The 21,959-nt window shown below is 68.8% G+C and carries 22 protein-coding genes and 1 pseudogene; 12 read left to right on the top strand and 11 right to left on the bottom strand.

The window, feature by feature from the left end; all coding sequences use genetic code 11:
• The first annotated feature begins 31 nt into the window (after window positions 1-31).
• Entirely contained in the window at window positions 32-1,417 is a 1,386-nt protein-coding gene (locus OG226_RS25145) for a serine hydrolase domain-containing protein (RefSeq protein WP_329350101.1), read from the top strand.
• A gap of 118 nt (window positions 1,418-1,535) precedes the next feature.
• Here the strand turns inward: OG226_RS25145 and OG226_RS25140 are convergent, their stop codons facing one another.
• Entirely contained in the window at window positions 1,536-1,988 is a 453-nt protein-coding gene (locus tag OG226_RS25140) for a GNAT family N-acetyltransferase (RefSeq protein WP_329350100.1), read from the bottom strand.
• A gap of 42 nt (window positions 1,989-2,030) precedes the next feature.
• Window positions 2,031-2,489 carry a MarR family winged helix-turn-helix transcriptional regulator gene (locus OG226_RS25135; RefSeq protein WP_329350099.1) on the bottom strand — a complete coding sequence of 153 codons (459 nt, stop codon included), beginning with the start codon at window positions 2,487-2,489 and terminating at the stop codon, window positions 2,031-2,033.
• 141 nt (window positions 2,490-2,630) lie between these two features.
• Here OG226_RS25135 and OG226_RS25130 point away from each other — a divergent pair, with 141 nt between their 5' ends.
• Both OG226_RS25130 and OG226_RS25125 read left to right on the top strand, forming a co-directional pair.
• Window positions 2,631-3,839, top strand: a complete 1,209-nt coding sequence (locus tag OG226_RS25130) for an MFS transporter (RefSeq protein ID WP_329350098.1) — start codon at window positions 2,631-2,633, stop codon at window positions 3,837-3,839.
• 138 nt (window positions 3,840-3,977) lie between these two features.
• Window positions 3,978-4,400, top strand: coding sequence for a GlcG/HbpS family heme-binding protein (locus OG226_RS25125; RefSeq protein WP_329350097.1), 423 nt, complete (start codon window positions 3,978-3,980; stop codon window positions 4,398-4,400).
• A gap of 74 nt (window positions 4,401-4,474) precedes the next feature.
• On the opposite strand, the gene OG226_RS25120 is transcribed toward OG226_RS25125, so the two are convergent.
• Entirely contained in the window at window positions 4,475-5,341 is an 867-nt protein-coding gene (locus tag OG226_RS25120) for a GNAT family N-acetyltransferase (protein ID WP_329350096.1), read from the bottom strand.
• A 195-nt stretch (window positions 5,342-5,536) separates the two neighbouring features.
• On the opposite strand from OG226_RS25120, the gene OG226_RS25115 reads away from it, so the two are divergent.
• Window positions 5,537-6,172, top strand: coding sequence for an HAD family hydrolase (locus OG226_RS25115; protein ID WP_329353501.1), 636 nt, complete (start codon window positions 5,537-5,539; stop codon window positions 6,170-6,172).
• Window positions 6,173-6,476: 304 nt separating this feature from the next.
• Window positions 6,477-8,183 (top strand): globin domain-containing protein, encoded by a 1,707-nt coding sequence (locus OG226_RS25110; RefSeq protein ID WP_328681523.1) that lies wholly within the window; start codon window positions 6,477-6,479, stop codon window positions 8,181-8,183.
• A 16-nt stretch (window positions 8,184-8,199) separates the two neighbouring features.
• Here the strand turns inward: OG226_RS25110 and OG226_RS25105 are convergent, their stop codons facing one another.
• The 5 genes from OG226_RS25105 to OG226_RS25085 all read right to left on the bottom strand — a co-directional run bounded on the left by OG226_RS25105 (window position 8,200) and on the right by OG226_RS25085 (window position 11,957).
• Window positions 8,200-8,682 (bottom strand): NUDIX hydrolase, encoded by a 483-nt coding sequence (locus tag OG226_RS25105; RefSeq protein WP_327402822.1) that lies wholly within the window; start codon window positions 8,680-8,682, stop codon window positions 8,200-8,202.
• Window positions 8,683-8,804: 122 nt separating this feature from the next.
• Entirely contained in the window at window positions 8,805-9,710 is a 906-nt protein-coding gene (locus tag OG226_RS25100) for a LysR family transcriptional regulator (RefSeq protein ID WP_329350095.1), read from the bottom strand.
• Between the two features lie 228 nt (window positions 9,711-9,938).
• Complete coding sequence (locus OG226_RS25095; RefSeq protein WP_329350094.1) at window positions 9,939-11,084, bottom strand: cystathionine gamma-lyase; 1,146 nt, start codon at window positions 11,082-11,084, stop codon at window positions 9,939-9,941.
• Window positions 11,081-11,572: a low molecular weight protein-tyrosine-phosphatase gene (locus OG226_RS25090; RefSeq protein ID WP_328681530.1), complete on the bottom strand. Its 492-nt coding sequence runs from the start codon at window positions 11,570-11,572 to the stop codon at window positions 11,081-11,083. The genes OG226_RS25095 and OG226_RS25090 overlap by 4 nt, the downstream gene beginning before the upstream one ends.
• A gap of 7 nt (window positions 11,573-11,579) precedes the next feature.
• Window positions 11,580-11,957, bottom strand: coding sequence for a phage holin family protein (locus OG226_RS25085; protein WP_329350093.1), 378 nt, complete (start codon window positions 11,955-11,957; stop codon window positions 11,580-11,582).
• Window positions 11,958-12,005: 48 nt separating this feature from the next.
• Here OG226_RS25085 and OG226_RS25080 point away from each other — a divergent pair, with 48 nt between their 5' ends.
• The 4 genes from OG226_RS25080 to OG226_RS25065 all read left to right on the top strand — a co-directional run bounded on the left by OG226_RS25080 (window position 12,006) and on the right by OG226_RS25065 (window position 14,554).
• A complete protein-coding gene (locus OG226_RS25080) occupies window positions 12,006-12,323 on the top strand; it encodes a cupin domain-containing protein (RefSeq protein WP_262060822.1) in 318 nt (105 codons plus the stop codon).
• A gap of 196 nt (window positions 12,324-12,519) precedes the next feature.
• Window positions 12,520-12,732 (top strand): DUF5326 family protein, encoded by a 213-nt coding sequence (locus tag OG226_RS25075; RefSeq protein WP_328681535.1) that lies wholly within the window; start codon window positions 12,520-12,522, stop codon window positions 12,730-12,732.
• A gap of 430 nt (window positions 12,733-13,162) precedes the next feature.
• The gene (locus tag OG226_RS25070) at window positions 13,163-14,017 is read left to right on the top strand and encodes an IclR family transcriptional regulator (protein ID WP_329350092.1); all 855 of its coding nucleotides are present in this window, start codon (window positions 13,163-13,165) and stop codon (window positions 14,015-14,017) included.
• Window positions 14,018-14,116: 99 nt separating this feature from the next.
• Window positions 14,117-14,554: an SsgA family sporulation/cell division regulator gene (locus OG226_RS25065; RefSeq protein WP_328681540.1), complete on the top strand. Its 438-nt coding sequence runs from the start codon at window positions 14,117-14,119 to the stop codon at window positions 14,552-14,554.
• A 248-nt stretch (window positions 14,555-14,802) separates the two neighbouring features.
• Here OG226_RS25065 and OG226_RS25060 read toward each other — a convergent pair whose 3' ends face one another.
• Window positions 14,803-16,293 (bottom strand): YibE/F family protein, encoded by a 1,491-nt coding sequence (locus tag OG226_RS25060; RefSeq protein WP_329350091.1) that lies wholly within the window; start codon window positions 16,291-16,293, stop codon window positions 14,803-14,805.
• Between the two features lie 253 nt (window positions 16,294-16,546).
• Between OG226_RS25060 and thiC the strand changes: the two genes are divergently transcribed.
• On the top strand, window positions 16,547-18,403 hold the full coding sequence (thiC, locus tag OG226_RS25055; RefSeq protein ID WP_329350090.1) for a phosphomethylpyrimidine synthase ThiC: 1,857 nt from the start codon (window positions 16,547-16,549) through the stop codon (window positions 18,401-18,403).
• Between the two features lie 55 nt (window positions 18,404-18,458).
• Here thiC and OG226_RS25050 read toward each other — a convergent pair whose 3' ends face one another.
• Window positions 18,459-19,022: a hypothetical protein gene (locus tag OG226_RS25050; RefSeq protein WP_329350089.1), complete on the bottom strand. Its 564-nt coding sequence runs from the start codon at window positions 19,020-19,022 to the stop codon at window positions 18,459-18,461.
• Window positions 19,023-19,220: 198 nt separating this feature from the next.
• On the opposite strand from OG226_RS25050, the pseudogene OG226_RS51610 reads away from it, so the two are divergent.
• Window positions 19,221-19,424, top strand: a pseudogene (locus tag OG226_RS51610) (phosphomethylpyrimidine synthase ThiC); the annotation flags it as partial.
• Window positions 19,425-19,479: 55 nt separating this feature from the next.
• Here the strand turns inward: OG226_RS51610 and OG226_RS25040 are convergent.
• On the bottom strand, window positions 19,480-20,709 hold the full coding sequence (locus tag OG226_RS25040; protein ID WP_329350088.1) for a serine hydrolase domain-containing protein: 1,230 nt from the start codon (window positions 20,707-20,709) through the stop codon (window positions 19,480-19,482).
• A gap of 210 nt (window positions 20,710-20,919) precedes the next feature.
• On the opposite strand from OG226_RS25040, the gene OG226_RS25035 reads away from it, so the two are divergent.
• Window positions 20,920-21,924: a hypothetical protein gene (locus tag OG226_RS25035; protein WP_328681551.1), complete on the top strand. Its 1,005-nt coding sequence runs from the start codon at window positions 20,920-20,922 to the stop codon at window positions 21,922-21,924.
• The last annotated feature ends 35 nt before the right edge of the window (window positions 21,925-21,959 follow it).

Here is a 21,959-nt window from a genome sequence, read left to right as displayed (position 1 = left end):
GTACGGCCGTCCCGCCGGATGGACTGGGGGCATGACGACATCTCAGGACGACTTGCTCCCCGGTACCCGCCGGGCGCTGTTGCATCGGATCGCCGTGGCCCAGGCCGAGGGGCGGGCGCCGTCGTTGGTCGCGACGGTGGTGCGCGGCGGGCGGGCGGTGTGGCACGGCGCGCGGACCTCGGTGGACGGACACGGCCCGGACGAGAACGTGCAGTACAGGATCGGCTCGATCACCAAGACCTTCACTGCCGTCCTGGTCCTGCGGCTGCGCGACGAGGGCGCCCTCGACCTCGGTGACCCGCTGGAGAAGCATCTGCCCGGCACCGGCGCGGGGGAGGCGACCATCGCCCAACTTCTCGCGCACACAAGCGGGTTGGCGGCGGAGTCACCCGCGCCCTGGTGGGAGCGGACGCCGGGTTCTCTGCGTCCTGAACTCCGTGATGTGCTGGGTGAGCAGCCCTCGTTGCATCCGGTCGGCCGTCGGTTCCACTATTCGAATCCCGGCTATTCGGTGTTGGGTGCGCTCGTCGAGCAGTTGCGGGGCGCTCCGTGGGAGGACGTACTCCGGCGGGAAGTGCTCGAACCCCTGGACCTCGACCGTACGAGTGCTCAGCCGCAGGCACCACACGCGGGTGGCTGGGCGGTGCATCCCTGGGCCGATGTGATGTTGCCGGAACCATCCGAGGACCTTGGCCTTATGGCGTCGGCCGGTCAACTCTGGTCCACCACCGGAGACTTGGCGCGGTTCGCCGTGTTCCTCGCCGATGGAGACGATCGCGTACTGAGTGCGGAGTCCGTGCGGGAGATGCGGACCCCCGCGGCACCGCCGGAGGCCTCCGACGTCGTGGACGGCTCCGCGTACGGTCTTGGCCTGCAGGTCCAGCGTCGCGACGGCCGGCTGCTCATCGGCCACGGGGGATCGCTGCCCGGCTTCCTGGCGAGCCTCACCATCAGCCTCACGGACGACGTCTCGGCGGTGGTACTGGCCAACTGCACCTCCGGGCCGCTGCTGGCATCGGTGGCAGCCGATCTCGTCCGCATCGTCGCCGAGGCCGAGCCGAGGATTCCTGAACCATGGCGCCCGATGCCCGAAGTCGACACTGCCGCGCTTGAGTTGGCGGGGCAGTGGTACTGGGGGACGCACGGGTTCGCCCTGCGCCTGACGGCCGACGGAGGGGCCTCGCTGGAGCCGCTGGGCGGCAACGGCCGCCGCTCGCGGTTCCGGGCCAACGGTGACGGCACCTGGACCGGGCTGGAGGGTTACTACGCCGGAGAGCTCCTGCGGCCCGTACGACGCCCGGACGGGTCCCTGAGCCACCTGGACCTCGGATCGTTCGTCTTCACGCGTCAGCCGTACGACGACAGCGCTTCCGTGCCGGGTGGGGTGGACCCGGAGGGATGGCGGGGGATCCGCTAGCCGCCGTAGGCGGGGAGGCGTCGTGTTTCACGTGAAACACGACGCCTCCCGCTGTCGGCCGGGACGGACGTTTCGTTCTCTCTTCGGAAGAGGGGTCTCTTCCAGAGGAGAGGTCTCTTCAGAGGGGGAGCTTGAAGCCCACGTGTGAGGCGGTGAATCCGAGGCGTTCGTAGAACCGGTGGGCGTCGGTGCGGGTGACATCGGAAGTCAGCTGGACCAACTGGCAGTCCTGGCGGCGTGATTCGGCGATCGCCCACTCGATGAGCTGTGTGCCCAGGCCGCTGCCCCGCTCGTCCGCGTGGACGCGTACGGCCTCGATGATCGAGCGTGTGGCGCCCTTGCGGGACAGCCCCGGAATGACCGTGAGCTGGAGGGTGCCGACGACGCGGCCCTCGCGGACGGCGACGACGAGGTGCTGGTTCGGGTCGGTGGTCAGACGGTCCAGCGCGGCCAGGTAGGGCGTCAGGTCGTCCGGGGACTCGCGTTGGGAACCCAGGGGGTCGTCGGCAAGCATGCCGACGATGGCGGGGACGTCCTCGGTGACCGCGGCTCGTATTTCAAGATCTCCCATGACCACACCCTAGGCAGAGGTGCGCGGACGCGGGGCGGACCCCTAAGCGGGCACGTTCATCGACTCCACGACCCGGACCAGTGGCGCCAGTTCGGGGTTCGTGGCCGCCGCGTCGAGTGCCTCGCGCAGGGCGGTGTCGTTGGTCGGGCGGGCCTCTTCGAGCAGCGCGAGGCCGGCCTCGGAGACGTTCGTGTAGATGCCCCGACGGTCGGTCGGGCACAGGTACCGCGCGAGCAGGCCTCGGTTCTCCAGCCGGGTGACCAGGCGAGTGGTGGCGCTCTGGCTGAGGACGACCGCGTCGGCGACCTGCCGCATCTGCAGATGGCCTCCGTCACCGTCGTGCTGCCGGCTGAGCACGTCGAGCAGGGAGTACTCACGCATGCTCAGGTCGTGCTTGGCCTGCAGGGCGCGCTCGATGTGCGCCTCGATCCTTCCGTGCAACAAGGAGAGGGCGCACCAGCCCTGGGCAAGGGCGGTGAGTGCGGGGTCCGTCGCTGTCATTGGCGTTTCCTCCGTCCCGGAGCGGCTGAACCCAGGATAGAGCACAGATGAAATAGTCCGCGCTTGCATATAGCCCGCGTCTGCAACTATTGTGAACGCAGGCAAAGAGCTCCTGCAATCTTCTGGGAAGGGTACCTCCACATGCCTCTCGCGCTTCTGGCCCTCGCGATCGGGGCCTTCGGAATCGGAACGACCGAGTTCGTGATCATGGGCCTGCTGCCCCAGGTCGCGGGTGACTTCGGGGTCTCCATCCCCACCGCGGGACTGCTGGTCACCGGTTACGCGCTGGGTGTGGTGATCGGCGCCCCGCTGATGACCGTGCTCGGCACCAAGGTCCCCCGCAAGCGGATGCTGATGCTGCTGATGGGCCTGTTCATCGTCGGTAACCTGCTCTCCGCCGTCGCCCCCAGCTTCTCGGTGATGCTGATCGGCCGCGTGGTCGCCTCGCTCGCCCACGGTGCCTTCTTCGGTATCGGCTCGGTCGTCGCGGCCGAGTTGGTCGCCCCGGACAAGAAGGCCGGAGCCATCGCGATGATGTTCACCGGACTGACCGTCGCCAACGTCGTCGGCGTCCCGCTGGGCACCCTCGTCGGGCAGTCCATCGGCTGGCGCGTCACCTTCACCATCGTCGCGGGCCTCGGTGTGATCGGCCTGGCCGGTATCGCCAAGCTCGTGCCCGACCTGCCCAAGCCCGAGGGCGTACGGCTCCGGCATGAACTGGCCGCCTTCAAGAACACCCAGGTCCTGCTCGCCATGGCGATGACCGTCCTCGGCTTCGGCGGCGTCTTCGCGGCCATCACCTACATCGCACCGATGATGACCCACGTCGCCGGCTTCGCCGACGGCTCCGTCACCTGGCTGCTAGTCCTCTTCGGCCTCGGCATGGTCGGCGGCAACCTCGTCGGCGGCAGGTTCGCCGACCGTGCCCTGATGCCCATGCTGTACGTCTCGCTGAGCTCCCTGGCCGTCGTGCTCGCGCTCTTCACGGTCACCGCGCACAACAAGATCGCGGCAGCCGTCACCATCGCCCTCATCGGCGCCCTGGGCTTCGCCACCGTGCCGCCACTGCAGAAGCGGGTCCTCGACCAGGCACACGGCGCCCCGACGCTGGCCTCGGCCGTGAACATCGGCGCCTTCAACCTCGGCAACGCGCTGTCCGCCTGGCTCGGCGGCATCGTCATCGCGGCCGGCTTCGGTTACACCGCCCCGAACTGGGTCGGCGCCGTCCTCGCCGCGGCCGCCCTGGTCCTCGCGATCCTCTCGGCCGCCCTGGAGCGCCGCACCAGCGCTCGCGGCGCCGTCGTCGCGGCCGGTACGCCGAACGGGCAGCGGGCCGCCGTCCACCACTGACCCCGCCCGGCCGGAGCAGGGAGACGCGGGGCCAGGGCCGTCCCCGCGCATCCCCGCCGGCCTTGGCCACCCGACCACCAGCCGACCTCGGCTGTCCGACCACCATCAGAACAGCAACACCCGCAAGGAGAAACACTGATGAGCACCATCACCGCCGTAGCCCCGCTGACCATCCAGGACGCCGAAGCGCTCGTCGCCGAAGCCCGCCGCGCCGCGGAGGCCGCCGGGGTCACCGTGAGCATCACCGTGCTGGACGCGGGCGGCCATCTGCTCGCCTTCCGGCGGGACGACCGGGCCGTGCTGATCTCCGGGGAGACCAGCACCCGCAAGGCGTACACCGCGCTGCAGTTGAACGCGCCCACCGCCGACCTCGTCGACGCCGTCCAGCCCGGAGGCCTCTTCCACACCCTGCCCACCGCGCTCGACCGGCCGCTGCTGTTCATCGCGGGCGGTATCCCGGTCCACCGTGACGGCCGGCTGATCGGAGCGATCGGGGTCGGTGGCGGCGCGCCCGCGCAGGACCACGGCTTCGCCCAGGCCGCCGTAGAGGCGCTTGTCTGACGTCTGCAGGGGATGGAAACGCCGGTTCTCGACGAGGTAGGTCGGGAACCGGCGTTCTGTGTGTCCGGAGACCGTCAGACGGCTGCGACCGTCAGAGGGGCGAAGCGGCGTGTCCAGTCGCCGGGCAGTTCCGCGATGCCGTACGTCATCACGGAGTTGAAGGCGGAGGAGACGAGGCCGTGTTCCTTCGCCCAGGACAGCAGGTCTTCGTGGCGTACGTCGATGTCGGTGCGCAGGGGACGGTCGGTGCGGACGGCGAGGGAGGCGAGGAGGGCCTTCGCCGTCTCCGTGTCCTGTGCGATCAGTGGGCCGACGACCTGGGTGTCCATGTTGGGCCAGGCGGCCGCGTAGCCGATGATCCGGCCGTTCCCCTCCGCGACCCGCAACTGGTCGGAGAAGGCGGGCAGTCGGGTGATGAGGGGCGTGCGATCGGTACCGAACACCGCCTCGTCGAGGCGCAGGATGCCGGTGAGGTCTCCGGCCGTGGCCGCGCGGGTGGCGATCGGGGACTCAGGTCCGGCAGATGTGAAGTGGCCGCGCAGCGTCTCGGCCCGGCCGGTCGCCTTGAAGCCGAGTTCTTCGTAGAGCGGGCGGCCGTACGGGGTTGCGAACAGAGTCAGTGGTGTGGTGGCCATCTCTGACATGAGGTGGCGCATCAGGCGGCGTCCGACGCCCTGACGGGCGTACCGCTCGGCGACGAGGACCATGCCGATGGCAACCAGATCCGGGCGGTCCTGCGGGCCGTACTCCGTGGTGACGCATGCCGCTAGGAGTCCGCCCTCGGGGGCGTCGATGCCATAGCCCTTCCCGGCACTCAGGAGAAAGCCCCACTTGTGTTCCTCGCGTGGCCACCCCCGGTCCTCGGACAAGTCGGCGCAGGCGAGACGATCGCGGAGCGTCAGCCGGCGGATGGGCAGAGCGGCGAGGGAAGGAGTCGGCACGCAGGTCAGGCTGTCTGACGTGCGTTGTCGGCGTCCACCTGTTTCCGATGAGACGTACGTGCTTTTGGCCATGTCGTGATCAGCGGCACAACGCACCCACTGAAGCCGGATGTTTCACGTGAAACACCGGCGAACGGCCAGCATCCGGCAGCCTCGCGGAAGGTGTCACAGTTCCGCCCACTAACCTCGTGGTTCATGGCGAGACTTCATCTCTTCGACCTCGACGGCACTTTGCTGCACGGAACCAGCGCGCCCCTGGAGATCTCCCGTCAACTCGGCCTGGAATCCGAGACGGTGGAACTTGAGCAGGCGATCTCGACCGGGCTGATCGGACCGCCGGAGTATGCGACCCGGGTATACACGCTGTGGGCGGATCTCACCGAGGCGCATGTGGCGGCAGCCTTCGAAGAGGCCCCTTGGCTGGCGCGGATCCGTGAGGTCTGGGCCGAGATCAGGAGCGCCGGCGAATACTGCGCCGTCGTATCGCTCTCGCCTTCCTTCTTTGTGGAACGGCTCACGGGCTGGGGTGCCCACGCGGCACACGGATCGCTGTTTCCCGCCGTGCCGTTCACCGCGCCGTCCATGGACCTGGCCGGAGTCCTCAACTCCGCTGCCAAGGTGGTGATCGCGGATCGACTGTGTGAGGAATTCGGGGTGACGCGGGCGGACTGCGTCGCGTACGGCGACTCGATGTCGGACAAGGACCTGTTCGGTGTCGTGCCCCTCTCCGTCGCGGTCAACGCGGATCAGCATCTGTCGGGCCTTGCGACCCACTCCTATGAGGGGCGGGATCTGTGGGATGCCTACGAATTGGTGCGCGGCGCCCGGTAGTTGAGGGAATCGATGGTTCGCTCGTCCCTCTGTTCGCGGGGGAACGAGGCGACATTTGTGCGCGGAGCACGGCCCGGTAGGGTCGACTCCGGTTCCAGTCCGGCGCTGGGCTCCGCGTGAGAGTACTGCGGGCAATGTCACACTCTCGCCATACTTGTCCGTACGCAGTGGGAATGTGGGTTGGATATGGCTGTATCGGCAGCTTGACCGAACGGGGAGAAGTAAGCCGTCCGCGCGGAAGCAGGCAGCTTCCGGCTGAGGAAGCGCGCAGACCGACCGAAAGATGTTCGAGGCGAGGCACACCATGGACGCTCCGACCACCCCGTCGGCCGACAACGGCCCGTCGGGCGGAGGCGGCTGGTTCACTCCGCGCAAGCAGCCGGAGGTGCCTCCGGGCGAAGAGCGTCGGACGACGGCGGGACGGCGTCCGGCCGTGCTGCGTCCGGTCCGCAGGGGTGCGGCGGCGGGGAGCAAAGACCTTCCGCCCACGGCGAGTTCGGCCCCAACGACTCCGCCGGCCCCAATGGCTCCATCGGCTCCGCCGACTTCAGCGGCCCCGCCACCGGCCTCAGCGGTGCCACCCGCCCCGCTGGCTCCGAGGGGTGAGGGTGCCGCGTCCCATGCGGACGGCCACGCCGCTCAGCGGGACGTGGCGCCCGCACAGCAGCGAATACCGGCGGCCGTGACCGCCCCGCAGTCCTCGTCCCCTGCCCAGTTCTCAACTCCCGCCCAGCCCATGGCTCCCGCCCCCGTGTTGGCAGCACCCCCGCCTCCCGCACCACAGCCCGCCGCACCCGCTCAAGCCGCCGCCGAGCCTGCCCGGGCCGCCGCTGCCTCGGCACCCGCCCCGGTACGCGTGCCCGCCCAGCGTTCGTCCGGCCCCGCCACCGAGAAGGCCTCGCCGGACGCCGTACTCATCCGCCGGACGATGGCCGAAGTCGGCCCCGTGGCCAACAAGGTCACCTCGTACTTCTACGCGCTGCTCTTCGTGCGCCACCCCGATCTGCGGTCGCTGTTCCCGGCGGCGATGGACACCCAACGGGACCGGTTGCTCAAGGCGCTGCTGACCGCCGCCGAGCACATCGACAACACCGAGGTCCTCGTCGCGTATCTGCAGAACCTCGGCCGCGGGCACCGCAAGTACGGCACCCGGCCCGAGCACTACCCGGCCGTCGGTGAGTGCCTCATCGGTGCGCTGAACAAGTACGCCTCGGCCGTCTGGGACGCCGAGACGGAGGCGGCCTGGGTACGGGCGTACACGACGATCTCGCAGGTCATGATCGACGCGGCCGCCGCGGACGAACTGCGGGCCCCGGCCTGGTGGCACGCGGAGGTCGTCACCCATGACCTCAGGACCCGGGACATCGCCGTCGTCACCCTCCGCCCGGACCAGCCCTATCCCTTCCTCGCCGGGCAGTACACGAGCCTGGAGACACCCTGGTGGCCGCGGATCTGGCGGCACTACTCCTTCGCCTCGGCGCCCCGCTCGGACGGGCTGCTGACCTTCCATGTGAAAGCCGTCCCGGCGGGCTGGGTCTCGAACGCGCTGGTGCACCGTGCCCGACCCGGCGACGTCATCCGCCTCGGCCCGCCGACCGGCTCGATGACCGTGGACCACACCACCGACAGCGGACTGCTCTGCGTCGGCGGCGGCACCGGCATAGCGCCGATCAAGGCACTGGTCGAGGACGTCGCCGAACGCGGCGAGCGGCGACCGGTGGAGGTGTTCTACGGCGCCCGCACCGACCACGACCTCTATGACATCGACACGATGCTCCGGCTCCAGCAGTCGCATCCGTGGCTCACGGTCCGGCCGATCGTCGACCGGCAGGGAAACCTCCAACTCCCGGACGCCATACGCACGTACGGTCCGTGGAACGAGTACGACGCCTACGTCTCGGGCCCGCCCGGAATGATCCGCAGCGGTGTCCACGCCCTGCGGGACGCCGGCATCCCGACGGAGCGCATACGGCACGACTCGGTAGAGGAACTGGTGGCCGCCGGGGACTGACCCGGTGCCGGAGGTGTCAGCCCAGGTCGGGAGCGTGCATCGCGAGGACTCCTTCGATGTTGCCGTCCAGGTAGTGCCGCAGGGACAGGGGCACGAGGTGGACGGACGCGATGCCGACGCGGTTGAACGGCACTCTGACGATCTCGTACTCGCCGAGGGGCTCGTCCACTTCGGGGCCGTGGCGCAGCGCCGGGTCCATGGACTCCAGGTGGCAGACGAAGAAGTGCTGCACCTTCACGCCGGTCGAGGCCGCGTCCGCGCCGATGTGCTCGACGGTGTCCACGAAGCAGGGCACCACGTCGGTGATCTTGGCGCCGAGCTCCTCGTACACCTCCCGATGCAGGGCGTCGACGACGGTGGTGTCCTCGGGTTCGACCCCGCCACCGGGCGTGACCCAGTAGGGATCGACACCTGGCTTGGTGCGCTTGATCAGGATCAGGGCGTCGCCGTCGAGGAGAACGGCACGTGCGGTGCGCTTGACCACGGGTCGGACGGTCATGGGAGAAATGTGGCCCGGCTGGTTCCACGTGAAACATCGCAAGACGTCACCTTGACGGTTCGGAGCGTGATGTTTCACGTGGAACCAGCGGGTTCGCCGCGGAACCGCGACAAAGTGCCTGGTCAGCCCCAGTGAGCGGCGGCACGATGGAGCCACTCGTGGGCGCGGGCGACGTGCGGCATCGCGAGAGTGCCGGTGCGGACCACCAGGAAATACGTCCGCAGCGGCGGAACCGCGGGTTCGTAAAGCGGGACGACCTCGCCGCGTTTCAGCGCCAGGGCGCACAGATAGCGGGGCAGTACCGCGAGCCCGGCGCCCGCGATCGCGCAGGCGAGGACCGCGCGGAGGTCCGGCACGATCACGGTGCCCGGGGCGGCCGGGCGGGAGTCGAAGACGGAGGCCCAGTACCGGGAGACGAACGGCAGCGACTCGTGGACCTCGATCACGGGGAGGTCGTCAGGGACGGGCGGGTCCTTGGGGCCGAGTTTCGCGGAGCAGATCTGATCGGCCCGGTGCGGGGCGGCGACCAGGACGTGCTCCTCGTCGCAGAGGGTTGTCGCGGTGAGCAGAGCACCTCGCGGACGGGCCGTGCTGATGGCCAGATCATGATGTCCGGCGGCCAGTCCCTCCAGGGTCTCCTCGGCGTTCCCGAAGGACGCGCGCAGCGCGAAGCCCTGGCCGTCGTCGCCGGTCAGCTCTGTGAGCGCGGGCAGCGCCCGTTCGGCGGTGAACTCGGGGGGACCGGCGAGATGCAGGGTGCGCAGCGAGGCGTCGTTGTCGGGCCCGGTCTCGGCTATCTCCACGAGGGCGTCGAGATGGGGCGCGGCCTTGTGCGCGAGTTCGTCGCCCATGGTCGTGGGGGTGACTCCACGGGCCTGGCGCAGGAACAGGGGGCGGCCCAACTGCCGTTCCAGGGTGCGGATCTGGGACGTCACCGCCGGCTGGGAGAGGCCGAGCAGAGCCGCGGCGCGGGTGAAGGAGCCGGCCCGGTGCACGGTCACGAAGGTGCGCAGCAAGGCCAGATCCATGGCACGCACTCTCCTTTCCCCACCCTTCCTCCGGCCCTGGGCAGGGCCCAACTATAAATAAGTCGATAGGCCTCTGTCGCTACTGTGATTGGACACTGACACAGAGTCAACTAGCCTTGTGCGCGCGGTTCTTCGCGCGGAGAACCGAGGACGGTCCGAGCCACGAGGGGGGAGGCTCGGACCGTCCGCCGTGCGTAGCCGGACACCGGCCGACGGTACGTAGAGCGGTCACCGCGCCGACTCGTCCAGCGCACGCAGCACATCGGCCACCAGGTCCTCGGGGTCCTCGGCGCCGACCGAAAGGCGAACGAAGCCCTCCGGTACCGCGTCCCCGCCCCAGCGGCCCCGCCGTTCCGCGGTGGACCGCACCCCGCCGAAGCTCGTCGCGTCGTCCACGAGCCGCAGCGCGTCGAGGAAACGCTCGGCACGCGCGCGCGTGGGCAGCGTGAACGAAACCACACACCCGTAGCGCCTCATCTGCTGCGAGGCGATCTTGTACGAAGGGTCGTCGGGCAGCCCCGGATAGCGCAGCCCCGTCACGTCGGCCCGTTCGCGCAGGGCCTGGGCGAGGACCAGCGCGGTGGCGTTCTGTCGGTCGACGCGCAACTGGAGCGTGGCGATCGAGCGGTGCGCGAGCCAGGCCTCCATGGGCCCGGGGATCGCGCCGACGACCTTGCGCCAGCGCCGTACGGCGGCCATCGCAGCGGCGTCGGTCCCGGCGACGTAACCGAGGAGGACGTCCCCGTGCCCGGTGAGCTGCTTCGTACCGCTCGCCACGGCGAAGTCGGCGCCGAGCTCCAGCGGGCGCTGCCCCAGGGGCGAGGCGAGGGTGTTGTCGACGGCCACGAGGGCGCCACGCGCCTGTGCCGCCTTCGCGAGCCGTCGTACGTCGCACACGTCGAGCCCGGGGTTCGACGGCGTCTCCAGCCACAGCAGCTTGGCGCCGTCGAGGAGGTCGAGCTGGGCGTCCCCGCCGGTCGGCGCGGTGCGCACCTCGATGCCGTACGCCTCCAACTGCTCGCGCACCAGGGGCAGTACCTGATAGCCGTCGTCGGGCAGGACGACCGCGTCGCCCGCACGCAGCTGCGAGAAGAGCACCGACGAGATGGCGGCCATGCCGGAGGCGAACACGAGCGTCTCGACGCCGTCCTGCCCGGGCGCCTCCAGCTCGCCGATCGCGTGCTCCAGGTGGGTCCAGGTGGGGTTCTCGTCGCGGCCGTACTTGTACGGGCCCGTCGCCTCGCCCGGGAGATGGAAGTGCGCGGCGAACACCGGCCCGGGGAGCGTCGGTTCGTACTTGACCGGCTCGGGCAGACCGGCCCGCACCGCCCGCGTGCCGTCTCCTATGCCCTTGTCTGCAGCGGAATCACTCATACCGCTCGTCCCTCCACTTCGTTCCGCACCACGGCGAGCAGACCGTCGCTCGCCGCCTCCACCATCTCAAGACACTCCTCGAAGCCGTCCAGGCCCCCGTAGTACGGGTCCGGTACGTCGAGGTCGTCGGCGGCGTCGGGATCGTAGGAGCGGAGCAGGTGGACCTTCTGGGCGTCCTGCTCGGTGGGGGCGAGGCGGCGCAGGGTCTTGCGGTGGCCGGAGTCGAGGGCGATGACGAGGTCCAGGCGGGCGAACCAGGAGGCCTGGAAGCGGCGGGCTACGTGGTCGGTGCCGTAGCCGTGCTCCTCCAGGACGGCGACGGCGCGCGGGTCGGCGCCGTCGCCCTCGTGCCAGCCGTCCGTGCCCGCGCTGTCGACCTCGACCAGGCCGTCGAGCCCGGCCTCCGCCACCCGCGCGCGGAAGACCGATTCGGCCATCGGCGAACGGCAGATGTTGCCGGTGCAGACGAAGCTGACGCGGTACGTCATCGCGCGCTCAGTCCCCTTCGGGCAGGACGACGTTGAGCGCCCAGGAGACGACCGAGATGATGAGGCCGCCCAGGACGGCGGTCCAGAAGCCGTCGACATGGAAACTCAGGTCGAGCTTGTCGGCCAGCCATGAAGTGAGCATCAGCATCAGCGCGTTGACCACCAGGGTGATCAGGCCGAGGGTCAGGATGAACAGTGGGAAGGTCAGCAGCTTGACGATCGGCTTGACCAGGAAGTTCACCAGGCCGAAGACCAGGGCGACGAGGAGCAGCGTCCAGACCTTCTTGAAGGTGCTGTCACCGGTCAGGGTGATCTTGTCGAGCAGCCATACGGCGACCGCCAGGGCACCCGCGTTGGCGATCGTCTTGACTAGAAAATTCTTCATGTGTCTGATCGTGACAGAAGAGATCGACTCCGAGCGTGGACGAGGGCGATGAAGGCATTCCGGTTGGATGAACTGGAGGCGGAGCGCGCCGCCAACGACGGTGCGTACCTGCAGTTCCTGCGCGAGAAGAACATGTCGGTCGGCCTGTACGCGCTCGACTCCGGTGAGCACGACCGGCAGCAGCCGCACAACCAGGACGAGGTGTATTTCGTGGTGAGCGGCCGGGCCGCGATCACCGTCGGCATGGAGACCACCCAGGTGGCGCGCGGCAGCGTCGTGTATGTGCCGGCCGGGGTGGCCCACAAGTTCCACCACATCAGCGAGGACCTGCGGGTGCTGGTGGTGTTCTCGCCCCCGGAGGCCTGACTCTCCACCCGAAGCCTGACCCGCGTCTCAGGGTTCCCTAGGGGAACGGTCAGGGGAGGACAAGGGATGCGAGGCCCCCGTTTCGTCTTCGCCCGCCCTAGCATCGAGAGCAGGACATCAGAGATCCGGTACGGGAGTACCGGACACAGACCGGACCCGGTGCGAGCGACGGGCGGAGAGGTACAGGACGAGGACAATGCGAGAGATCTTCGCGGGACTGCCGTGGTGGGTGAAGTGGGTCGCGGTGCCGGTCATCGCCCTGGTCGTGTTCGGCGGGCTGATAGCGACCGTCGTGGGCTTTGTCATCGGACTGCTCTTCAAGGCACTGGTCTTCGTGGCCCTGGTGGGCGGACTGGTCTACGTCGTGCGGAAGTTCACGTCGAGTTCCTCCTCACGCAGCGACTGGTGATGTCCCGCGGGGGCGACCGGTGATCGGTAACAGGAATCACCGGTTCCCTCGGGTGGGGGAAGTTTCCCGGACAGGCCGTCTGCGGGCGGTGACGGGCGGTTAAAGTCCGGAATTCGACGCGGGGACGAACCCCGCGGGCGGCGCACCCCCTCCCCGTGTTCCCCGCACGGGCTGCCCCCTCGCGCTCCGGGAGTGACCCTTGGCCACGGTTGACACCGCACCCGTAGAACCACATGCACGCCCCACCCTGCCCGTCGCGCCCACATGGCCGCGTTCGGTGGCGGTCCCCGCACAACTGCGGCCGGTGGCGCAGCCAGGTCCGGTGGAACGGTCCGGTGCGGTGGCTCAGCCGGGTTCGGTGGAACGGTCGGGGCCGGTGCCACCGTTGCGCCCGGTGTCACAGCCAAGGCCGGTGGTACAGCAGCGCCCGGTGCCGACTCCGCCGCGGCAGCGTTCCGCGAGGGCCACCGACCAGCAGCCCTTCGCCGCAGCCTCTGACCGGCGGCGCTCCGCGACGGCCGACGGCCCGCAGCAGTCCGCCGCCACCCTCATCGGCTCCGTCCAGCGGGCGATGCGCCTGCTGGAGTCCGTCGCCGGGCACGAACACGGCGCCCCCGCCAAGCAGTTGGCCCGCGAGACCGGCCTCGCCCTTCCCACGGCGTACCACCTGCTGCGCACCCTCGTGCACGAGGGATATCTCCGGCGAGACAAGGGGCTGTTCTTCCTCGGGGAGGCGGCCGAGCGGCTGAGCAGCAGCGGGGCGCAGGAGAAACGTCGCAGCACGATCGTCGACGCGTTGGCGCAGTGGCGGGATTTGATCGGCGCACCGGTCTACTACGCGATGTACCGCGACGGCGAGATCGAGGTCCTGTGTGTCTCCGACACCTCCGGCAGTCCGGCGGTCGAGGAGTGGGCGGACTTCCGTGAGACGGGGCACGCGCACGCGATCGGGCAGTGTCTGCTGGCCCAGTTGGACGAGGACGTCCGCCGCGACCACCTCGACCGCTACCCTGTGCGGTCCCTCACCCCGTACACCGTGCGCGACGGTCATGCCCTGGTGCGGCGCCTGGACCGGATGCGGCGGACGGAGCTGGTGGTGGAGCGTCAGGAGTACGCGCTGGGGACGGTGTGCGCGGCGATTCCGATCACGCTCGGCGCAACGGCCGCCACGATGGCCCTGTCCCTGCCCGCGCATCAGGCCGACCGACTGCCGGGCGCGGCACGGCAGTTGCAGACCGAGGTCGGCAGGCTTCTGGGGTCGCTCGCGCTCTCTATCAGTATCTGAAAACTTACTCCTTGTGATCTAACGTGTACGTTAAGCAATATTCCTTCAGTGTCACGGGGATCATTCCCAGCCAAGCGACGGCAGTTGACGGGATAGGCGATGCGCGAGTCCGTACAGGCAGAGGTCATGATGAGCTTCCTCGTTTCCGAGGAGCTCTCCTTCCGTATCCCGGTCGAGCTGGGCTACGAGACGTGCGATCCGTACGCCGTGCGGCTGACCTTCCATTTGCCGGGGGACGCACCGGTGACCTGGACCTTCGGCCGGGAGCTGCTGATCGACGGGGTGGGCATGGCGTGCGGGGAGGGCGACGTGCGGATCGAGCCCGTCGACCCCGAGACGCTGGGCGAGGTGCTGATCCGGCTTCAGGTGGGCAGCGACCAGGCGCTGTTCCGCACCGGCGCGGCGCCGCTCGTGGCGTTCCTCGACCGCACCGACCGGCTGGTTCCGCTCGGTCAGGAGGGTGCCCTCGCGGACTTCGACACCCACCTCGACGAGGCGCTCGACCGCATCCTGGCGGAGGAGCAGAGCGCGGGGTGAGATGTTCTGCCGGCGGCGGGGTCGGGAGTTGGCGTAACGCTTCGCCACGGGCTCTGAAGCCGCACGGGCCGTGAAGCCACTGACAGCGCCGGGAGCCTTGAAGGGCCCTGTGGAGTTCTGAAGGTCCCGGTCGAGGTTGAAGTCCTGCCGGTCCGGGGATCCGCAGTAACGCTTCTGCGTGGCTCCCTGGGGCGGTTCTCGCCGCCCGCCGCAGTGCCTGCGGTGAATCAATCAGCGCCTGCGACGTCTCAGTGCTTGCGGCGCCGGCCCTTCCCGCCGCGCACCGGTGCGGGCTTGGCACTCGGCGTCTCCATGGCCGACGCGGCTGTCGCAGCCGAGCCCGATCCAGCCGCACCCGCCTCGCGCCCCGGTCGGTCCGCCGAGACCACCAGGGCCGCGAGGGCCGTGGTGACCGGTACCGAGGCGACCAGGCCGATGGAACCCACCAGCGTGCGCACGATCTCCTCGGCGACCAACTCGCTGTTGGCGACCGCGCCCACGCTGCTCTGTGCGATGGAGAAGAGCAGCAACAGGGGCAGGGCGGCGCCCGCGTAGGCGAGGACGAGCGTGTTGACGACGGAGGCGATGTGGTCGCGACCGATGCGGATGCCGGCGCGGTACAGCCCGCGCCAGCCCATCGCGGGGTTGGCCTCGTGCAGCTCCCAGACCGCCGATGTCTGGGTGACCGTCACATCGTCGAGCACGCCGAGCGAACCGATGATGACGCCGGCGAGCAGCAGACCGCTCATGTCGATCGACGGGTACAGCCCGTGGATCAGGCCCGTGTTGTCGTCCGTGTTGCCGGTCAGCGCGGCCCAGCCGATGAACACCGAGCCCAGGACGCCGATCAGCACCAGCGACATCAGGGTGCCGAGCACCGCCACCGATGTTCGGGCCGACAGCCCGTGGCACATGTACAGGGCGATGAGCATGATGGCGCTCGATCCGACCACCGCCACGATCAGCGGGTTCGAGCCGTGCAGGATCGCGGGCAGGATGAAGAAGTTCAGGATCATGAAGCTGATGGCCAGTGCGACCAGCGCCATGACACCGCGCAGTCGGCCCACCACCACGACGGCCAGCGCGAAGATACCGGCGAGCAGTGCCATCGGGAACTTACGGTTCACATCGGTGACGGAGTACTGCAGGTCCCTGGGCGCGGAGGGTTCGTACGCGACCACGACCTTCTCGCCCTGATGCAACTGCCGTGACTGGTCGGGCTGCACGATCTCCGTGAACGTACGGCCCTTGTCCTTGCCGGTGGAGACCGTGACCGTGGCCTTCTTGCAGGTGCCGGCCGCCTCCTGTGCCGCAGAGGAGCCCTCGGCGGTGGAGGTGTCGCCGGTCGAGCCCCCACCCGAGGCGTTCACCGAGGCGCAGCTCACGCTGATGACCTTGGTGACCGTCGCCTGCTGTGTCTGCCGGTCGAAACCGACCCCGGTGCGTTTGTGCGACGGGGCGCCGCCGGGCCAGAGCACCACCATGCCGACCACGACCGCCACTGTGAACGGGATCAGGATCGCCGCGATGACCTTCCGCAGATGCCGGGAGACGGGGGCCGCGGGGCCATGGCTGTGCGAGTGACCGTGTCCTCCACCGCCTGCCCCGGAACTGTGCCCGCCGTCGCCACCCGGGCCGTGTCCACCGTCCCCACCCGAGCCGTGGTCGTCGCCGGGCCCGTGGTCGTGGCCATGCGGCGGCCCGGTCGGCGGGTACGGGGGCTGCTGTGTGGTGGTCACCGCCCGATCATCGCAAGAACGCCGGAGGCCCACTGTTCACCGCGCCACTTATGACGCTAGCGTGGAGTCACCTTTGCACACGCGGGAGCTCGGAGCACCGGGCTGAGAGGGCGCTGACCTTCGTCTTTGCGCTGTTTCACGTGAAACGTCACCTGAATCGAGTGATGTTTCACATGAAACATCGACTGACGGAAGCCGCTGCGTCGACCGCCGAACCTGTTACCGGGTAATGCCGGCGTAGGGAGTAGGTCTCATGACCAACAAGGACGCACACACGTCTGCCTTCAGCCAGGACGAACAGCCCATTCCGGGCGAGGAGTTCGCGCGGACCGAGCAGCCCACGGCGGCCGGAGGACCGACGGAGGCCGAGCAGTCCATCGGCTGGCACAAGGGGTACGTTGCGGGCTCACGCCCCGATCTTCGGGTGCCGGTTCGTCAGGTGCACCTCACCAACGGGCAGTCGGTGACGCTGTACGACACCTCCGGCCCGTACACCGATCCGCTCGTCGACACCGACGTCCGCAGGGGCCTGGCGCCGCTGCGGGAGAACTGGATCATCGCCCGCGGCGACACCGAGGAGTACGCGGGCCGTCCCGTCCGTCCCGAGGACGACGGGATCAAGCACACATCACCGCGCGGTGGACTGCGCAACCTCGACGCGGTGTTCCCCGGGCGGCCGCGTCAGCCGCGGCGCGGGCGGGACGGCACGGCGGTCACGCAACTCGCCTACGCGCGACGGGGTGAGATCACGCCGGAGATGGAGTTCGTGGCCGTACGGGAGAAGGTTTCGCCCGAGGTGGTCCGGGAGGAGATCGCGGCCGGGCGGGCGGTGCTGCCGGCCAATGTGAACCATCCGGAGATCGAGCCGATGATCATCGGCAAGCGGTTCCTGGTGAAGGTCAACGCCAACATCGGCAATTCCGCGGTCACTTCCTCCATCGAGGAGGAGGTCGAGAAGATGACCTGGGCGACCCATTGGGGCGCCGACACGGTCATGGACCTGTCCACCGGCCGCAATATCCACACCACGCGTGAGTGGGTGCTGCGCAACTCCCCCGTCCCCATCGGCACGGTGCCGCTCTACCAGGCGCTCGAAAAGGTCGACGGCCGTGCCGAGGAGCTGACCTGGGAGATCTACAAGGACACGGTCGTCGAACAGGCCGAGCAGGGCGTGGACTACATGACCGTCCACGCGGGCGTGCGGCTGCCGTTCGTACCGCTCACGGCGAACCGCAAGACCGGCATCGTCTCGCGCGGCGGCTCGATCATGGCGGCCTGGTGCCTCGCGCACCACAAGGAATCGTTCCTCTACGAGAACTTCGAGGAGCTGTGCGAGATCCTCGCCGCCTACGACGTCACGTACTCGCTCGGCGACGGCCTGCGGCCGGGGTCGATCGCGGACGCCAACGACGAGGCGCAGTTCGCGGAGTTGCGGACGCTCGGGGAACTCAACACGATCGCGAAGCGTTTCAACGTACAGACCATGATCGAGGGCCCGGGACATGTCCCGATGCACAAGATCAAGGAGAACATCGACCTTCAGCAGGAGATCTGTGATGAAGCTCCGTTCTATACGCTCGGCCCGCTGACGACGGACGTCGCGCCCGCGTACGACCACATCACCTCCGGCATCGGTGCCGCGATGATCGCCTGGTGGGGCACGGCCATGCTCTGCTATGTCACTCCCAAGGAGCACTTGGGCCTGCCCAATCGTGACGACGTCAAGACCGGCGTCATCACCTACAAGATCGCCGCCCACGCAGCCGACCTCGCCAAGGGACACCCCGGTGCGCAGGAATGGGACGACGCGCTGTCCGACGCCCGCTTCGAGTTCCGCTGGGAGGACCAGTTCAACCTGGCCCTCGACCCGGACACGGCACGGGAGTTCCACGACGAGACGCTTCCGGCGGAGCCGGCCAAGACGGCGCACTTCTGCTCCATGTGCGGGCCGAAGTTCTGCTCGATGAAGATTAGCCAAAGCATCACAGCGCAGTTCGGCGGTACGGCGGCTGCGGGGGCGACGGCTGAGGAGGTCGCTGAGGGGATGCTGCAGAAATCGAAGGAGTTCGCGGCGAGCGGGAACCGGGTGTACTTGCCGATGGCCGACTGACGATGGGAGAGGGCGGTGCTCCACAGTGTGGCGCACCCGGAGCACCGCCTCCTGCTCACTGCCGTTGAGCGTTCTGCAGGCGCTTGACCTGCTTTGCGATCAGATCGGGTGGGAAGGCTGCCTGTTTGTCGATTTCTGTCGCGGTGAATAATGCGATGGCGCTGCCCACCTGGACCACCACGTGGTCATCGTGGCGGACACGGCCGTCGTCCATCGGAGACTCAAGTCTGTACCGCACGGCCTTGTCTCCGACACGAGGTGAACTCTCGACTGCCAGCGTCGATCGGTACTTGCCGGCATAGCTGGTCCCAGTGAAAGTTCTGCACGCTGTGAGTCCCTCGCCGAGTCGGTTGAAGGTGGCTTGTGCTTCCGCTCCCTTGTATGCGGCGAGGGTCGATCCGCCGGGGAGGACGTTGTCCTTCCAATTGAAGATCTGATCCACGACAGAGGACGCGCCCTCGGCGTTGGTGATGTCCAAGACCTGCTCGCATGCCGGGTCCGAGACCGGAGGGAACGTCGAGCGGCTGGTCTTTGACTTACGGTCGAGGACGGGGATCGCACCCTCGTACGCCTGGGGCACCTCTCCCTCCCGGAAGGTGAGGGTCTTGAGTTCGCTCACGCTCAGGGGACGCCCGGTCTTCGGGACGGAGGCGTTTGCCCGCGGAGTCCCGGCAGAGGCACTCGACTCCCGATCCGTCCCGCAGGCGCTCACACACAACGATCCTGCCAGCAGTGCCCCGAACATGATGACGCTCGGTGTTCTTGTCAGCTGTTTCGCCGTTGGCATGTACCCCCCAGAGGCGTGAAATGAGGGGCAGAGACTAGATGGAGAACTCCTCGTCCCACAAGCCACGATCTCGACGCTGACTTGTCCGGTTTGATCAAGTCCTCGATGAAGATCTCCCACGACATCCGGCGTGAGCACGGCGGGAGTCGGGAGGAGATCGAGGTCGGGATGGAGCAGAAGTCGAAGGAGTTCGCCGCGGCGGGCAACCGGGTGTACCTGCCGATCGCCGACTGACGGCGACCGGCCCGGCTCTCGGTCGGGTCTTGCTCAGCTCCCGCTCGGCTCTCGGTCAGTTCTTGGCGGGCTTCTCGCACAAGGCGTGGTCGACGAGGGTGCCTGTCGCGCGGTTGAGGGCGGTCAGGTCCGGGGATGCGGTGGTGGTCGTGATGGAGACCGTCACCGCGCGCCGGCCGTCCGCGCTCACCGCGGGGCGGGTGTTGACGCCAGGGCCGTCGCCCTCGTGCGTGTAGTAGAAACCGCCGCAGGTCAGCGGGATCTTGCGGAGGCCGAGGCCGTAGGTGCCCTCGGGCATCTCGGCCACGTCCTCCGGGTCGTCGGTGCGCTGGACCGTCTGCCGCATCTCGCGCCACTGCTCGGCGGGCAGCAACCGGCCGTCGGCCAGGGCGCGGAAGAAGGTGTTCAGGTCGGCGGTGGTGCTCACCACGCCGGAGTCCGCGGTGTGCTGGTAGCTGTGCTCGGTGACGTCGAGACGCTTGCCGTCGGCGATCGTCAGATACGCGTTCACATGGGGGTCGGGCAGGAACGGGTTGAGCCCGGGAATGGAGGTGTTCCGCAGGCCGAGCTTCGCGATGATCCGGTGCGCGACCAGGTCCTGCCAGCTCGCGCCGCCGGCCTTCTCGGCGATCATCCCGGCCAGCAGGTAGTTGGTGTTGGAGTACGCCCACCGGGCGGGCCCGCCCGGCCGGGGTACGAACACCGGCCGGTGCTTCATCGCCACCGCGACCAGGTCGGCCGTGGGGGTGGTGTCGTAGCGGTTCTCGTCGAAGTGGTTGATCAGCGCGTCCTGGATCTCCGGGTCGTCGATGTAGTCGTACAGGCCGCTGGTCTGGCGGAGGAGGTCGCGGACGGTGACGCGGCTGCCGTCGTTGCCGTTGCCGGCGACGACTCCGGGCAGCCAGTGTTCGACGGTGTCGTCGAGCGACAGGCGCTTCTCCGCGACGAGTTGGAGGACGACGGTCGCCACGAAGGTCTTCGTCGTACTGGCCACGCGGAAGTGCGCGTTCCAGGGGATCGGGGCCGTTGAGTCGGCCGTGCGGGTGCCGATGCGGGCCATGAGCGGGGCGCCGTTCGGGCCGTCGACCCTGGCCAGCACGTTCACGTCACCGCCGCCGGCCTTTCGTACGGCTGCGAGGTCGTGCTGGAGCGTGGCCTCGCTGTAGGTGTGCGTCGATGCGTTCTGTCCGCTGGTGGCGGCGGTCGCTGCCAGGGGTGAGGCCAGGGCGAGGAGCGCTGCTGTCAGCACGGTTGCGGCGGTCTTCTTCGACGACGGCATCTGCATGGTCGTATCCCCCGGTGTTCGGTTCCTGGTCGGTGACGATCACCAGCCAACCGGATCTGTCGGCGCGAGGGGATGGGACTGTCCTCCGGATGGGGGGTGCACCTGGCCCCCCTACGGCCTACGGGTTTGCCCCCGCCCGTAGATTCGTCCGTGGAGTGGAACCGCTCCGGGGGATGCTGGGTTGTGGGTTGTGGGTTGGGAGACTGGGGGATGGGGACCGTGATTCTTCTGCAGGTGACGGACGAGGCGCAGTCGCTGGCGTGGGACGGCGATGATCTGGTCGATGTCGTGGGTGGTCGGCGGTGGGGGCCCGATGGGGTGGAGCGCCAGGTCGCGGACGATCATGGGTATTCCTTCGACCGGAGCGTCAGCTCTCCGTCCGGCCGCTTCACCGTGGTCTACGACGAGCGGGGCACCGGGGCACTGTTGCTGGAGGGCGACCGGCCGGTCCGTGAGCTGGAGCGCAATGACGACTACGCCGAGGACTTCGACTATCCGGTCGCCCTCGGGGTGCTGCCGGACGGCCGTGAGGTACTGGTGCACTGCCCGGACCAGTACGACCTGCTTGAGATCGAGGACGCGGAAACGGGCGAACGGCTCACGGTCGGCGACCGTACGCAGAACGACGTCCTCCACTCGCGGCTGGCGGTGTCTCCGGGCGGGACTCATCTCTTGTCGGCGGGCTGGGTGTGGCATCCGTACGGGATCGTCGAAGTCTTCGACCTGGACCGGGCGTTGAGGGACCCCGCCGTGCTCGACGGCCGTGGCGTGCCGTCCTTCAACCCGGGCAACAGTTCCGAGGTGATCTCGGCCTGCTGGCTCGATGGTGACCGCGTGGCGGTGGCGACCGGGGAGGAGTTCGCCGACGAGGAGCAGAGCGCGGAGACCGACGACCTGGGCAAACGGCAGTTGGGCGTGTGGTCGCTCTCCGGGAAGCGGTGGGTGCATCGCAACAAGGTCGACTTCTGCATCGGCACGCTGATCCCACGGGGTGACACGCTCGTCTCGCTGTACGGGCATCCGCGGCTGATCGATGTCACGACGGGGGCGTCGATGGCGGAGTGGCCGGCTGTGGAGGTGCCGAGCAGGGAGGGGAGTTACGGGATCACCCACATCCCGACGCCCGTCGCGGCCCTGCACCCGGACGGCCGGCGGCTGGCTGTCGCGCAGGCCGAGAGCATCGCGGTCATCGATCTCTCCGAGAAGGCGTCCTGAGAGGAGTCCCGGCAGGGCCTACCGACGGGGTGTCC

This window comes from Streptomyces sp. NBC_01261 (genome assembly GCF_036226385.1).
GTDB lineage: Bacteria > Actinomycetota > Actinomycetes > Streptomycetales > Streptomycetaceae > Streptomyces.
The sequence above is the reverse complement of the archived record's forward strand: the minus strand, read 5'-3'. Positions and strand labels throughout refer to the sequence as shown.

What these genes read in the sequence shown, in the direction of transcription:
- OG226_RS25105 (WP_327402822.1), bottom strand. Translation starts at nt 8,682, where the DNA reads ATGACCGTCCGACCCGTGGTCAAGCGCACCGCACGTGCCGTTCTCCTC.
- OG226_RS25110 (WP_328681523.1), top strand. Translation starts at nt 6,477, where the DNA reads ATGGACGCTCCGACCACCCCGTCGGCCGACAACGGCCCGTCGGGCGGA.
- OG226_RS25100 (WP_329350095.1), bottom strand. Translation starts at nt 9,710, where the DNA reads ATGGATCTGGCCTTGCTGCGCACCTTCGTGACCGTGCACCGGGCCGGC.
- OG226_RS25125 (WP_329350097.1), top strand. Translation starts at nt 3,978, where the DNA reads ATGAGCACCATCACCGCCGTAGCCCCGCTGACCATCCAGGACGCCGAA.
- OG226_RS25035 (WP_328681551.1), top strand. Translation starts at nt 20,920, where the DNA reads ATGGGGACCGTGATTCTTCTGCAGGTGACGGACGAGGCGCAGTCGCTG.
- OG226_RS25085 (WP_329350093.1), bottom strand. Translation starts at nt 11,957, where the DNA reads ATGAAGAATTTTCTAGTCAAGACGATCGCCAACGCGGGTGCCCTGGCG.
- OG226_RS25065 (WP_328681540.1), top strand. Translation starts at nt 14,117, where the DNA reads ATGCGCGAGTCCGTACAGGCAGAGGTCATGATGAGCTTCCTCGTTTCC.
- OG226_RS25080 (WP_262060822.1), top strand. Translation starts at nt 12,006, where the DNA reads ATGAAGGCATTCCGGTTGGATGAACTGGAGGCGGAGCGCGCCGCCAAC.
- OG226_RS25115 (WP_329353501.1), top strand. Translation starts at nt 5,537, where the DNA reads ATGGCGAGACTTCATCTCTTCGACCTCGACGGCACTTTGCTGCACGGA.
- OG226_RS25145 (WP_329350101.1), top strand. Translation starts at nt 32, where the DNA reads ATGACGACATCTCAGGACGACTTGCTCCCCGGTACCCGCCGGGCGCTG.
- OG226_RS25075 (WP_328681535.1), top strand. Translation starts at nt 12,520, where the DNA reads ATGCGAGAGATCTTCGCGGGACTGCCGTGGTGGGTGAAGTGGGTCGCG.
- OG226_RS25135 (WP_329350099.1), bottom strand. Translation starts at nt 2,489, where the DNA reads ATGACAGCGACGGACCCCGCACTCACCGCCCTTGCCCAGGGCTGGTGC.
- OG226_RS25095 (WP_329350094.1), bottom strand. Translation starts at nt 11,084, where the DNA reads ATGAGTGATTCCGCTGCAGACAAGGGCATAGGAGACGGCACGCGGGCG.
- OG226_RS25040 (WP_329350088.1), bottom strand. Translation starts at nt 20,709, where the DNA reads ATGCAGATGCCGTCGTCGAAGAAGACCGCCGCAACCGTGCTGACAGCA.
- thiC (WP_329350090.1), top strand. Translation starts at nt 16,547, where the DNA reads ATGACCAACAAGGACGCACACACGTCTGCCTTCAGCCAGGACGAACAG.
- OG226_RS25130 (WP_329350098.1), top strand. Translation starts at nt 2,631, where the DNA reads ATGCCTCTCGCGCTTCTGGCCCTCGCGATCGGGGCCTTCGGAATCGGA.
- OG226_RS25140 (WP_329350100.1), bottom strand. Translation starts at nt 1,988, where the DNA reads ATGGGAGATCTTGAAATACGAGCCGCGGTCACCGAGGACGTCCCCGCC.
- OG226_RS25090 (WP_328681530.1), bottom strand. Translation starts at nt 11,572, where the DNA reads ATGACGTACCGCGTCAGCTTCGTCTGCACCGGCAACATCTGCCGTTCG.